Genomic DNA, 11,878 nt, shown 5'->3' on the forward strand with positions numbered 1-11,878 from the left:
TTTGTCCCAGACTTCAATTTTTTCATGAAATCACATAATAAATTATTATTAACAAGTAAATAATTAGTAAAATTAAAAAATTTAGTATAGTAAATTTTTTAATAAATTTATTAGCCTGGCTTTTGCTACCATTGCTTAATATCTGACGATAAGCTAATAGATTTGCTAAAGAAGCTACTAGAGTTCCTAAGCCTCCAATACTAGCACTTAAATATAAAATATTAATATTTGAAGTATAGTTAGACAAAATTATCGTCATTGGTACATTACTAATAACCTGACTTAAAATTACTCCAATATTAAATAATGAAAGATTTGAATTTATTGAATTATCTATTATTTGACTAACTATAGAATTACTGTTAATTAATGACGTGGATAGAAAAAAATTAATAAATAAGACAATTATATTATAATCTATTTTTTTAAAATAGTTTATATCAGTTAAACAGATACCAACGATACTAAAGAGTATTGATAACCAAAACGGAATCATATTTAATACTGATAGTATCACTAGAAAAGTAGTGACAAGTATAATCCATCCCTTATCTTTTATTTTCTTACTTTTAGTAACGTTTGTTAGTTCAATTTCACTTTGCTTAAAAAAATAAATACCAAAGACAGTTATAAACACGGTTAAAATTAAGATTGGCCAAATCATCTTAAAAAAACTAATTACTGATAAGTTATAAAAAGATATTATATATATATTTTGTGGATTTCCAAACGGAGAGATAGAGGAACCCATATTCGCAAGTATAGTTACGATTATTGATAATTTAATCTCTGAAACCTCTATAATTTTCGAAATTGAGAAAATTATAGGTATCATCGTTAATATTATAATATCATTAGTAAGCAACATAGATCCAAAAGAAGTTAGTATTAAAACAACAGCAATTAATTGCCTCTTCGTTTTAGTTTTAGATACTATTTCTAGGGCAAAGTTACTAAAAATATTATTTTCTTGATAAATAGTAATGAGCATTAACAAGGCACTTAATTTTAAAATTGTATCTAAATCAACATTTCTTATATTGTTAGGATTAACTATAATTGCAATAATACTTAATGGAAGCAAACATAAGATTAACTTATCTGAAAAAATCTTTTTAGCTATATATTTTATTTCTTTTATCATCTGAAATCTTTCTAAAATAGATTTTGAATTCCCTACTGCTTCAGAGGGATCAACCTTTTTGTTTTTGAATGCTTGCTCAAAACTTCTAAAAGCATTCTTATAATCATCTTTACATTTCCTTTATAAAATTAGTCAAATTATTTTGTCTTTTATACTTTATTGAATACCCTTTGTCTTTATTAATAATAACTTTTTCAGTATCAATATTATTCATTTATTAGTTTATCAAAACGCTCTTCTTTTCTTTCGAAATCACGTTTTTCAACCTCATCATGTTTGAAGTTTTCTACGCCCCAATCATCTTCGAAATTTTTTCCAAAAAGTAGAACTCTGTTGTTACACCAAAAACTTTAGCAATTTGCTCAATCTTGGCTAAATCAGGCGTTACTTCTCCTCTTTCCCATTTAGATATCGCCTGTCTACTTATAAAAAGTTTCTCCGCAAGTTCATCTTGAGAAAAATGACTTACTTTTCTTAATTTTATGAGTTGTTGTGAGAAAATTAACTTCATTTGATACCTTTCATTGCTACTTTCTGTGATGAATAAATAATAACATTTAAAATTTTGATATTAAAGAACCTTATAATTGCAATATGCAAATAGAAGTAGCAAACCAAAACTATTAATTGCAAACACGAATTAGTTATTTATAAACTACTTCAAATTCTTCACAGACTACTTCCATATCTTCTTGAAAGTCTTGATTAATTTTTTTCAGCTCATTAGTAAAGAATGTTTTATGTACCTCTCGCCAATAATCTAGTGATCTATCCCCTTCACCTTCTTTATATGCATGTTCACTACTGACTTGGTTAAATGGAATAACATAAACTTTAGTCGTTTTTGTGATACAAAGTGGATTATCTTGTGAGTCTAATATTATATTATAATCGTCAACTTTTGGTAAATCCTCTTGTTCAATGCCATAAAAAACATGTGCACTTGCTGTTGCCGTTTTCTTTTCCTCAACCACTAATCCACCTAACAAATCTGCATCAAAACCAAATTGCCAAGCATCATAGTGATTATTATTTATATTTTTTTCAGACTTAAACTCTTGCCAGTATTCCTCAACTTTACTATTTTCCATAATACCCTCCTATAACTTAATTGATAAATTAGCAATATAGTCAGATCCAAATTGACTTAAACGATTTCTACTATCTTTTGATTCGTAAAAGTCAATCATAGCAAAGCCATTTTTCAGCTGACCTTGAATTTGTTCTTCTAAAGTATGACTAAATTCATATCCATATTCTGGATCAATTATTAGTTGACCTTTTTCTTCTAAAAGTCTTGAGTTGAAAGGAAGGCTATATTTTAATAATAATTCCTTCTCAGGTTGATCCCAAACCTCATCTCCGTCATACATATAAATCCACGGATTCATATATCCAATCATTAATAAGCCACCTTTTCTTAAAACACGGTAGGCTTCTGAATACATATTATCTAAATTTTCGATATAGACATTTGAAACTGGGCAGAAAATAATATCAAAACTACTATCTTCAAAAGGGAATGGTTTGGTCATATCAGCCTGTACAGTTTTAATATGTAAATTTTCTCGTTTTGCTACTTCTATGTCTTTAGATAGCTGAAATTCTGAAAAATCCATGATGGTAGTATCATAACCGTGCATTGCAAACATAGGACCTTGTTGGCCACCACCACAAGCTAGTCCTAATAATCGCTTACCAATAGCTTTTTCAAACCAAGTTATTGGCACTAACTTCCCTACTGTGAGAGCAACTTCTATTGGTTTATCTTTTAATGCTTGTAACTCTTCATGACTGTATGGAATTGTATATGGATTAGCTTGTCTACTAGATACTCTATCCCATCTTTCTTGATTTTGGTCTAAGTATGCTTTCATCATTTTTCTCCTTGGGAGGTTAAACTAAAAGCAAACCTCCAGTGTTGTTTATTTTCATATTATTACCTCCTTTCGTTAAATTACTATAATTATAGCACAGACTATTCGAATACCAAAAAATCCCTAAGAAATCTTTCTTAAGGATTTTTGTATTTAATTTTATTTTTTTATATATTCAACTTTTTTGTCACCAAAATATTTATAAAATAATTTTCTCTTGCTAAGTTTAAATTTTGAAAGTATTAACTTTTGCTCTTCTGAATTACCTTGTTGAATATCCGTAGAGGACCATGTAAACCTTACTACCTCGTTTTCGTCTAGAATCTTACTTCAAATGAAGATCTGGGAATAATAACACTTTTTCGTTCCTTACTATAATTTTCTAATTCTACTGAGTCTATAACCTCTTGAGCAATTACTCTGATTGCCATATACATTGGATTATTTGAAATACTTCCATTCATATCCGACACACCTAACGAATTATAAATGATTAAATTTGCATATTTTTCAGGTATATAATCATCAAAATGTGCACCTCCATCTTTGTTAGCAACATATACTACTATATCTTTTCTAGAAAATACATTTTTTTTATCATCAAAAATAACTTGATTCCACCAATCTTCAAAATCATAAAAAAATAATCTATCCACAGGATTGTCTAATTTAGGCTGATAGCTAATCCCATCAGAACTCAGTTCCACAGAAAGCAACATCCAGGAACTAATTAAATTGAATGGTGAATAAAGTCCGGATGAAGATTTAAAAATTATTTTATTATTTAATCTTTCATATATTGAATGAGATTTTTCAGTATTATGAAACATGACTCTTAAGGTTTGAGCAATTCTTATTGCTTCCATTACTTTTCCCTTATCAAAAATTTCAATAGATGACTTCAAAAAATCTATTTGGGCATCCCAATTTTCAATTAGTTCTTTTTGTTTTCTTGTATATTTTGCCATTTTTCTACCATTAATTATTTTCTTAACAAACTCATCATTTCATCTTGTACTTCACTAAAAATAGTATTGAGAATTTCTCTTTCTTCTTTATCAAGTTTATATTTTAAAACAAGTTCATCTTTTAAGTTAAGTGCATTTACTTTGTTTCTTGTCATCTCAAACAAAATTGCAAATTTTAGCTTATCCACATCTTCTTTTTCAAAATTTTTGATGTTGCTTACATCAAAATCATCTAAGAATCTCAGTAAATTTACTTTTGAATATATTGTTTGCCCTAATAACTCATCTGTCGTAGTTCCCAATATTTTTGACAATTTTACAACATTTTCTAAATTCGGTTCACTCTTCCCTGTTTCCCAATCACTATAAGTATTTTGTTTTATCCCTAGTAGTGGAGCTATCTCTTTTTGAGTTAGTTTTTTTTCTTTTCTATGTTGCTTTAATCTATCATGAAATGACATAAATTCTCCTAAAATCGAAAAAGACGATATTTTCGTTGACAAATATCGGATAAAGCGATATATTTATTTTATCGGTAACGCCGATAGATAAATTGTAACAAATAGAAATACATTTATCAATAATCTAAAGGAGGACAATCATATTGATTACAAGTTAATCGCAAACAAAACAGGTAAGTCAGTATCAACTATTAAGAAATAGCGTTTACTAATAGAAAAGATTTCTGGATATAGCTTCAAGAAGGCTAAACATAAAGTGAGTCGCTATTCAACGCAGGTCTTTTATGAGTTTACTGATGAGGAAGTATCTAAGTTTATTGAAGTAAATCGTCTAGTTAATAAAACTAATAACTTAGATCAAGCTATCAAACAGGTTTGGGGTAACCTTGATACCCAGCTTGAACAAGATTCAAAAGAAATGATTGCTGAATTAAAAGAAGAGTTTCTAGCTTATCAAAAGAAAAGTTTAAGCTTAATCCATACTCTTAATCAAAATGATCGTTTCTTATCACAACGACTAACCACTCTTAGTGAACGGTTAGATCAATTAGAAGAGGAAAAAGATAAAGGATTCCTCTCAAAATGGAAAAAATAGAAAGAGGAAAAATTATGAGTCTAAAGAATACAGATATCGCAGTGAAGAATTGGGAAGAAAAAGACTACCAATTAGTCGAAGTCCAAGAATGGTTTGAATACAAAGAAAATGAACGTGAGCATGCCGGTTGGAAATATGTTATTGTTCTCCCACGATTACGTTATGAAAAGGTTGCTGTTAAAGTGCCTAATCCAAATGGTGAAGTACCTTTTATTTCAAGTGAAAAGTTAGCTGAATTAGGATCTGCCACTGTTACCTTCACTAATCTAAACGTCGGTATGTATACTCGTACCACTAAGAATTCAGAATTTGTTTCACTAGAATTGAGTGCAAAGGCAGATGGGATTTCATTAGCTAAGGAACCCGCTAAATAACCAAAGATTTTTCATGTGAGTGCGGAGAGTTTACTCACTGCGAGCGAGACGACGACGTCATAGCTCGTAAGGGAGTGAGAAACGTGTTCGCATGAGCGACAATGGAAAATCTTTGATTGGTTTCTAAAGAGTTTTCCTGTATTTAATTTACCCAATGCCCAATTGTGACGGGCACACCATTCGGGGCTTGTCGACAGAATGGTGTGTAACCCAATAATACCAATGCTTTCAGCGATTTTCGAAAAAACAAGAATCCTTGAAAATCTTGGGCAAATTGATGGGTAAATTAATGGGCAAATTAAACTAATTTGCCCAAGAATGATAAAAATTTTCTATAGAAAGGAGTCTAATGAGCCGAAAAAGAACAACAACTTATATCTTTGAGCAACAATTGCATGCGGAATATTGGGATTGGGAAGAAGATAAAAAAGCATTATTTACTAATTGGGAAAGTAATAAAACAAAAATCTTCCAAGAAATACATCGTCGCATTAAAACCCTCGAAGAAGATATTCCAGCAAAGGTCGCTTTAATTGTTCATGATAAAGATATGAAGTATTGCATTAAACCTGTAGAACCTCATATCCATGCTTATATTGAATTTGCCAGTCGTAGAGACTTATCTGTATTAGCTAGTGCTCTTGGTCTCTTACCACAATATATTGAGCCTAGTGGTCAAGGCAAATATGGAAAGGTCAATTCCAAAGCCTATTTAATTCACGCAAAGAGTCCTGATAAACATCAGTATGCTCCTAGCGAAGTGGAAACTTTTGGAACATTTGATTATGAAGCTTTCATTGAGGATAACAGAGCAGATTTTTCTAAACGCTATGCCATTACCAAAAGAGAAAAATCAGATGAGAGTTTGGATAAAGTATTTCAAGAAATTATCAATGGTAATCTAACAGAAGATGACATCTTTGCGGACGAAGAGTTAACGTTTCTTTGGTCTTATAATCAAACAAGACTTGATGAAGCTTTTAGAGCTTATGGCAAGATAGCTTCTAAACGAACCTTAAGGGAGTTAGAGAATGGTGAGTTCAAGCCAACAATTATTTATGTGCATGGTTCCTCTGGAATAGGAAAAACAACACTAGCACTTGAAGTGATTGAAGAAATTATCAAGAGAGCTAAAGAACAAGGTCTCAACTGGAAAATGTACAGTGCTGGTGCTAAGAATATTTTTGATGAGTACTTTGGTGAAGAGGTTATTCTTTTAGATGATCCAAGATCTGATAGTCTATTACCAGCAGACTGGTTAAAACTCTTAGATCCTTTAAACAAGTCTTACCTATCCGCACGTTATAAAAATAAGTTAGTCATTGGTCGACTGATTGTGATTACTAATTATCAGTCCCTGAAGTCTTTCTTTGGAAAGATTCAAAATGAAGATTTAAACCAGTACATCAGACGGTTTAATAACGTTTTAGAGATTTCTAAGAAAAAGGGAAATCACGATAAAGAAAAAGATAGATTCTATAATCTATCAGAAATTAAAGAGTTAAGTTACAACGATTATTACCAAACAGGTAATGATCAAGAGATTCAATTACATTTTGGAGAAGAAGATATCTATTGCACTGATAATAAAGTAGATTTTATTAATCGTGTTTTAGATGAACATATTCTTCCTCGCATATTACCACAAATAAAAAAGCGTCCCAAAACTCCGGCAAGAGAAAAAGGAAACGCTTAGGACAAGCCGAGGAGCTGGAACTCCTCAACCTGTCCTTAATTATACCATAGTTATTAAGGAGAATACACATGATAGCAACCGTAACAAAAGATGATTTAGTAGCCTTAGGCTTTTCAGAGGGAACCTCACGTTCTATTATTCGTAAGGGGAAACACCTCCTCGTTCAACGTGGGTTCTATGTTTATGATAATAAACGGATTGGAACCATACCTGCAACAATTGCTGAGGAGTTATTAGATTTAAAACTAACCTCTAAGGTATAAAGCCATGGCAATACGTAAAGCAAAGAATAGTAGATGGATTGTCGACGTCAGTAATGGTGTCGATCCCATCACCTTAAATCAACGAAGGATTGTCAGAAAAGGCTTCAAAACAAAAAAAGAAGCAATCGAGGCTGAACAATATATTCGAGGTGTGGAATTAAAATCAAAAATTTCAAATTTATACCCGTCTAAGCAGAAGAGTTTAGCAGATAAGCTGGATAATTTGATATAAGTATATTCGTAGTTAAATGTTATAATAGAATAAAAATTCAATTGAGGTTAAATATGTCTATAATAACATTTTCAATTTGGCAATTAATTAAGGAAAATAATAATAATGGATTAAGATGGATAGTCCCTGATAAAAAAGATTTCCCAACTGAGTTTGATGAAAATTTAGATTCGGTTAAAGGAATCAATCATGTAACAATATCCAATAATAATGATTACTTTTTTTTGACTGTTGAATCAGGAACTCTAGAACCTAGAGATGAATATGTTATTGATAAGACTTCTAAAAAGAAAAGAAAAAATCCTAAAAAAGAAACAGAAATTGAATTATTAAAACAACTATTCGCATTCTATGATTATAAAACAAATTTACTATATTTGTCCGATGTAAGAAATAAAAAAATCTTTGAAGATATTATTCATGAAATTACTGAACAGAAATTTATGCTTAAAGGCATTTATGAAGATAAAGAAACTTTTTTAAATTTACTAAACAATGTTGAAGAAATAAAGTTTACATCAAAAGATGATTTATTCTCTTCAGATTCAAAGAAGCGACATTCTTTAATTGATTTAGTTGGGACGACAGAAATTACAGATTTAACCTTAGACATAAAAACCAATTCTCATCAATTTAACCCAATAAATTTTCTAAAAGACTTAATGACTGAAGAGACAGAGTATACTCTAAATGGATTATTAATTCGAGGGAAAGATGAGACAGGATTTGAGCATGTATACAATCAACAAACCTTTATAAAAAAGATTGTAATCGATGCAGAAAAATACTCTGGAAAATATGACTCAGAAGAAATCAAAATAAACCTTCAAAAGAAAATTGAGGAATTAAAAAATGTTACTGCTAAGCAAAAGAGATAATATTTTATATGTTATTAAAATAACCATGTGTTTATTTTTATCATATTTTTTAAAAGGAACTTTTTATATTAGTAATGAAGCTATAATTACCATCTTAACAGTAATTATTGGTTTCGTACTATCCGCAATTGCAATTATATTTTCCTCTTCTTTACGAGCAGTATTATATGATCAAAAAACTAAAGGATATGAATCTCTATGGCAGAAGCTCATTTCTATCTCTTATAATACTTTTGTATTTAATCTTCTTTTTGTTGCATTTGTAGCAATACAGCCAATTTGTTTCCCAAGTTGGATTATTATGGGATTATTTTTAAATGCCATAATTGAATTAATCATTGTAATTTATATATTATTTAAATTACTCTCCATTGAAATAATATAAATAAATATTATAAGTAATTTTATACAAAAAAACATCTAGCAAAACAAAAAAGACAAGGTCTAGAAACCTTGTCTTTTCAAGTATACCGGCGGCCAGTATGTCAACTAGTTATTATTTTTAGAAAAGTTTGTAAAATAGCATTATATAAGCATTTTATATTTTTAGTAAAGATAAGTTTTTACTTTCATTTGGCACAATGAAAGTTACTTCTCTTTTTTAGTCTATATAAATATTATAGTTCCAATTAATATTATTAATGGGCAAATGTAGATTCTCTTCTTTATTTCTTTCAACAATCTCATCATAAGTGATGATATCACTGTCCATATTTAATAAAATATTTTCGAATTCCCTATTAAAGGGATCATTAAATTTATATTTTGGGAACTTTATTTTTGTAGACTTAACTATATATTTATAGAGAATTTTTCCATCAATATTTTTTAATATAACTTCATATTTAATCTTAACTGGAAAATCAACTAATACAATCCATTTTAATAAATTTATTCCATTGTTTAGAATTTTGTTAAGTGTAAAATGATAAGGTCCTGTATCATATCTATCATTTAATAGAAGTACTGGTATTGCTTCCCTATTAGATTGAGGAGAGCCTGCACCGAGACTACCAGCTAATTTATAATCATTTTCTAAATAATCATATCTCAAATATAGAATAGATAACAAATTATCAGAGTTAATACTCTTAATTTTAATTGTTAATTTTTGAAAAATAGTAATATTTTTTCCTAAACTCAGGGTATCCAAGCTAATACGCTCAAGAATACATATCTCTCCAGACGAAATGCTTTTAGTATTTACATTTTTATTAATAAGGTATAAATCTAAATCTTTTGAAAATATTTGTACTTTTATTTCATATTGTTTTGAAAGTTGACTACCATTGTTAATTTGAACAATGTAGATTTCTTGACTTCGGTAATTAAAAAATACTTGAAACTTGTCTTCATTGTACTTATAGTCATTAATTTCTAAAAAATTAATCTCTATTTTATGTAAGAACTGCTCATTTCGAGGATTACTAACTACTAGCTCATTTTCTACTCCATTTTGATATTCCTTACAATCTCTTAGAATAAATGAAATTGGCTGTTTAATGCTTTTATTTATTTGTTTTATTGTAATCCCAATTACTTTGATTCGTCTATAACTTAATAAATAATAAAATACGCTTGAAACACTAATTGTTAGTATCCATGTAAAAAAATCTGACCAATTAATTAATTTTAAAAAAATATGTGCAACAATGTAATACAACATCTTTATTCCAAACAACGCTAGATTCATTATCATATTATTACCTAATTATTTCGTATATCAATAAATTCTTTTATCATTTCAGTTGTTACACCCATTCTATTCTCCAAGTCTTGTATCAAAAGTGCAAATAATAACGCTGAAATTGGAAGATTTTGTCTGAGTTCTTCTTCATTTTTTAAATTATCATATTTTGATATAAACCTATCTAACTTGTTTTGATTTATTTCTTGCAACTGCTTTTTCAATCCTTTTTTCATTTCATAATCATACATACTTGAAGCAAGAAGTGAAATCAATTTCATATCATTTATCTGGTTTTCCTTAATTACTAAACATATTACCTGATAAGAGGTCAAAATTTAAAAAAATGTTTGATCAGCATACTCGGAGTTTTAGAAAGCCATAAACATACTAAAACCAGAAATGATAATAAATTTGTGCTTTTTTAAGTATCTAAATTATTTTTAAAAAAATTTATGAAGTTGGTACCCAGTATCTAGCAATCTCTTCGCCATCCGATCTAATATAAAACGAATCAAAAATTCCACCTAATTTTTCTATAGTTGCTCGACTAGCTTTATTATCTGTAAGTGCTGTAATGAAAACTTTATCAATCCCTCTGTCGTTATATTGTTCTAGTGCATATTTAAGAAGTACTGACATTATTCCTTTACCTCTATGACTCGGGGACGTAATATAACCAATATGCCCTCCTTCTTTAGATAAGCTACCTTTTGATAAATCCCATCTACAGTCTATCCGAGCACAGATTTCGTTGTCTTTAAAAAAATAATAACTTGTAACAGGAGAATAGTCAGGATTAAGTGATGATGTTTCTAAAAGTTTAATCTTATCAAAGTACCGATCAAAATCATTAATTTCATTTATAGTAGATAAAGAATATCGAAAACCATTATGCTTTTCTAAAAGTAGCTCTTTTAAAAACAACTCAAAATGTACTTTATCATCTTTATTTAAAGTTCGAATTGTAAAAGACATATTAAAAATCCTTTCAAATTAAATTCTTTATATTATATCACAAAAAAACTAATAATAACTTGTAAAAATATTGTAAGTAGTTTTTAGTAACTTTAAAAGAAGATTGTCAATACAAAACAAAAAAGACAAGGTCGTTAAACCTTGTCTTTTCAAGTATACCGGCGGCCGGGGTCGAACCGGCACGTCCGTGAGGACACTGGATTTTGAGTCCAGCGCGTCTGCCAATTCCGCCACGCCGGCATTTCAAATTTTCATTTAAAAACTGGGGTAGCTGGATTCGAACCAACGCATGAGGGAGTCAAAGTCCCTTGCCTTACCGCTTGGCTATACCCCAATAAAATAGGCGAGTGATGGGAATCGAACCCACGAATGTCAGAGCCACAATCTGATGTGTTAACCACTTCACCACACCCGCCATATTCCAAACACGGGCAGTAGGAATTGAACCCACACTGAAGGTTTTGGAGACCTTAGTTCTACCTTTAAACTATGCCCGTTAGGATGGAAAGAGAGGGATTCGAACCCCCGAACCCGAAGGAGCGGATTTACAGTCCGCCGCGTTTAGCCTCTTCGCTATCTTTCCATGATATTAAATTGTAATGGCGCGAGACGGAATCGAACCGCCGACACATGGAGCTTCAATCCATTGCTCTACCAACTGAGCTACCGAGCCATGTATACAAAACATTGTATATTGCGGGAGCAGGATTTGAACCTACGACCTT

General features: G+C 30.0%; 15 protein-coding genes, 6 tRNA genes and 1 pseudogene. 7 read left to right on the plus strand and 15 right to left on the minus strand.

Going from position 1 to position 11,878, the window contains the following annotated elements; all coding sequences use genetic code 11:
• Positions 1-22 precede the first annotated feature (22 nt).
• From AT575_RS08580 to AT575_RS08610, 6 genes are all read right to left on the minus strand, one after another.
• A complete protein-coding gene (locus AT575_RS08580; RefSeq protein ID WP_245871533.1) occupies positions 23-1,144 on the minus strand; it encodes an SLC13 family permease in 1,122 nt (373 codons plus the stop codon).
• 286 nt (positions 1,145-1,430) lie between these two features.
• Positions 1,431-1,655, minus strand: coding sequence for a helix-turn-helix domain-containing protein (locus AT575_RS08590; RefSeq protein WP_230081933.1), 225 nt, complete (start codon positions 1,653-1,655; stop codon positions 1,431-1,433).
• Positions 1,656-1,788: 133 nt separating this feature from the next.
• Positions 1,789-2,235 carry an ASCH domain-containing protein gene (locus AT575_RS08595; RefSeq protein ID WP_102777982.1) on the minus strand — a complete coding sequence of 149 codons (447 nt, stop codon included), beginning with the start codon at positions 2,233-2,235 and terminating at the stop codon, positions 1,789-1,791.
• A 9-nt stretch (positions 2,236-2,244) separates the two neighbouring features.
• Positions 2,245-3,021 carry a class I SAM-dependent methyltransferase gene (locus tag AT575_RS08600; protein ID WP_102777983.1) on the minus strand — a complete coding sequence of 259 codons (777 nt, stop codon included), beginning with the start codon at positions 3,019-3,021 and terminating at the stop codon, positions 2,245-2,247.
• A 317-nt stretch (positions 3,022-3,338) separates the two neighbouring features.
• Positions 3,339-3,989, minus strand: a complete 651-nt coding sequence (locus tag AT575_RS08605; protein WP_102777984.1) for a hypothetical protein — start codon at positions 3,987-3,989, stop codon at positions 3,339-3,341.
• 14 nt (positions 3,990-4,003) lie between these two features.
• The gene (locus AT575_RS08610; protein WP_102777985.1) at positions 4,004-4,450 is read right to left on the minus strand and encodes a helix-turn-helix domain-containing protein; all 447 of its coding nucleotides are present in this window, start codon (positions 4,448-4,450) and stop codon (positions 4,004-4,006) included.
• A gap of 256 nt (positions 4,451-4,706) precedes the next feature.
• On the opposite strand from AT575_RS08610, the gene AT575_RS08615 reads away from it, so the two are divergent.
• From AT575_RS08615 to AT575_RS08645, 7 genes and pseudogenes are all read left to right on the plus strand, one after another.
• Positions 4,707-5,045, plus strand: coding sequence for a hypothetical protein (locus AT575_RS08615; RefSeq protein WP_102777986.1), 339 nt, complete (start codon positions 4,707-4,709; stop codon positions 5,043-5,045).
• Positions 5,046-5,059: 14 nt separating this feature from the next.
• Positions 5,060-5,419, plus strand: a complete 360-nt coding sequence (locus tag AT575_RS08620; protein WP_046159488.1) for a hypothetical protein — start codon at positions 5,060-5,062, stop codon at positions 5,417-5,419.
• 349 nt (positions 5,420-5,768) lie between these two features.
• Complete coding sequence (locus AT575_RS08625) at positions 5,769-7,115, plus strand: Rep family protein (protein ID WP_102777987.1); 1,347 nt, start codon at positions 5,769-5,771, stop codon at positions 7,113-7,115.
• 68 nt (positions 7,116-7,183) lie between these two features.
• Entirely contained in the window at positions 7,184-7,378 is a 195-nt protein-coding gene (locus AT575_RS08630) for a DUF3173 family protein (RefSeq protein ID WP_000562208.1), read from the plus strand.
• 4 nt (positions 7,379-7,382) lie between these two features.
• A pseudogene (locus AT575_RS08635) lies at positions 7,383-7,547 on the plus strand (Arm DNA-binding domain-containing protein); the annotation flags it as partial.
• Positions 7,548-7,663: 116 nt separating this feature from the next.
• A complete protein-coding gene (locus AT575_RS08640; RefSeq protein ID WP_102777988.1) occupies positions 7,664-8,488 on the plus strand; it encodes a hypothetical protein in 825 nt (274 codons plus the stop codon).
• Positions 8,463-8,873 carry a hypothetical protein gene (locus AT575_RS08645; protein WP_102777989.1) on the plus strand — a complete coding sequence of 137 codons (411 nt, stop codon included), beginning with the start codon at positions 8,463-8,465 and terminating at the stop codon, positions 8,871-8,873. Before AT575_RS08640 ends, AT575_RS08645 begins: the two co-directional genes overlap by 26 nt.
• Positions 8,874-9,089: 216 nt before the next feature.
• Here the strand turns inward: AT575_RS08645 and AT575_RS08650 are convergent, their stop codons facing one another.
• The 9 genes from AT575_RS08650 to AT575_RS08690 all read right to left on the minus strand — a co-directional run bounded on the left by AT575_RS08650 (position 9,090) and on the right by AT575_RS08690 (position 11,826).
• Positions 9,090-10,187, minus strand: a complete 1,098-nt coding sequence (locus tag AT575_RS08650) for a hypothetical protein (protein ID WP_102777990.1) — start codon at positions 10,185-10,187, stop codon at positions 9,090-9,092.
• Positions 10,188-10,195: 8 nt separating this feature from the next.
• A complete protein-coding gene (locus AT575_RS08655; protein ID WP_102777991.1) occupies positions 10,196-10,456 on the minus strand; it encodes a hypothetical protein in 261 nt (86 codons plus the stop codon).
• Between the two features lie 172 nt (positions 10,457-10,628).
• Positions 10,629-11,153 carry a GNAT family N-acetyltransferase gene (locus AT575_RS08660; protein WP_102777992.1) on the minus strand — a complete coding sequence of 175 codons (525 nt, stop codon included), beginning with the start codon at positions 11,151-11,153 and terminating at the stop codon, positions 10,629-10,631.
• Between the two features lie 156 nt (positions 11,154-11,309).
• Positions 11,310-11,393: transfer RNA gene (locus tag AT575_RS08665), tRNA-Leu, on the minus strand.
• 22 nt (positions 11,394-11,415) lie between these two features.
• Positions 11,416-11,487, minus strand: a tRNA-Gln gene (locus AT575_RS08670).
• 8 nt (positions 11,488-11,495) lie between these two features.
• Positions 11,496-11,568: transfer RNA gene (locus tag AT575_RS08675), tRNA-His, on the minus strand.
• An 11-nt stretch (positions 11,569-11,579) separates the two neighbouring features.
• A tRNA-Trp gene (locus AT575_RS08680) sits at positions 11,580-11,650 on the minus strand.
• Positions 11,651-11,655: 5 nt separating this feature from the next.
• A tRNA-Tyr gene (locus AT575_RS08685) sits at positions 11,656-11,736 on the minus strand.
• A gap of 17 nt (positions 11,737-11,753) precedes the next feature.
• Positions 11,754-11,826 (minus strand) — tRNA-Phe (locus AT575_RS08690).
• Positions 11,827-11,878 lie beyond the last annotated feature (52 nt).

Origin of the sequence: Streptococcus penaeicida (genome assembly GCF_002887775.1) — a bacterium.
Classification (GTDB): Bacteria; Bacillota; Bacilli; order Lactobacillales; family Streptococcaceae; genus Streptococcus; species Streptococcus penaeicida.

Coding starts and splice junctions, on each gene's coding strand:
- AT575_RS08580 (WP_245871533.1), bottom strand. CDS start 1,144: ATGATAAAAGAAATAAAATATATAGCTAAAAAGATTTTTTCAGATAAG.
- AT575_RS08590 (WP_230081933.1), bottom strand. CDS start 1,655: ATGAAGTTAATTTTCTCACAACAACTCATAAAATTAAGAAAAGTAAGT.
- AT575_RS08595 (WP_102777982.1), bottom strand. CDS start 2,235: ATGGAAAATAGTAAAGTTGAGGAATACTGGCAAGAGTTTAAGTCTGAA.
- AT575_RS08600 (WP_102777983.1), bottom strand. CDS start 3,021: ATGAAAGCATACTTAGACCAAAATCAAGAAAGATGGGATAGAGTATCT.
- AT575_RS08605 (WP_102777984.1), bottom strand. CDS start 3,989: ATGGCAAAATATACAAGAAAACAAAAAGAACTAATTGAAAATTGGGAT.
- AT575_RS08610 (WP_102777985.1), bottom strand. CDS start 4,450: ATGTCATTTCATGATAGATTAAAGCAACATAGAAAAGAAAAAAAACTA.
- AT575_RS08620 (WP_046159488.1), top strand. CDS start 5,060: ATGAGTCTAAAGAATACAGATATCGCAGTGAAGAATTGGGAAGAAAAA.
- AT575_RS08625 (WP_102777987.1), top strand. CDS start 5,769: ATGAGCCGAAAAAGAACAACAACTTATATCTTTGAGCAACAATTGCAT.
- AT575_RS08630 (WP_000562208.1), top strand. CDS start 7,184: ATGATAGCAACCGTAACAAAAGATGATTTAGTAGCCTTAGGCTTTTCA.
- AT575_RS08640 (WP_102777988.1), top strand. CDS start 7,664: ATGTCTATAATAACATTTTCAATTTGGCAATTAATTAAGGAAAATAAT.
- AT575_RS08645 (WP_102777989.1), top strand. CDS start 8,463: ATGTTACTGCTAAGCAAAAGAGATAATATTTTATATGTTATTAAAATA.
- AT575_RS08650 (WP_102777990.1), bottom strand. CDS start 10,187: ATGATAATGAATCTAGCGTTGTTTGGAATAAAGATGTTGTATTACATT.
- AT575_RS08655 (WP_102777991.1), bottom strand. CDS start 10,456: ATGAAATTGATTTCACTTCTTGCTTCAAGTATGTATGATTATGAAATG.
- AT575_RS08660 (WP_102777992.1), bottom strand. CDS start 11,153: ATGTCTTTTACAATTCGAACTTTAAATAAAGATGATAAAGTACATTTT.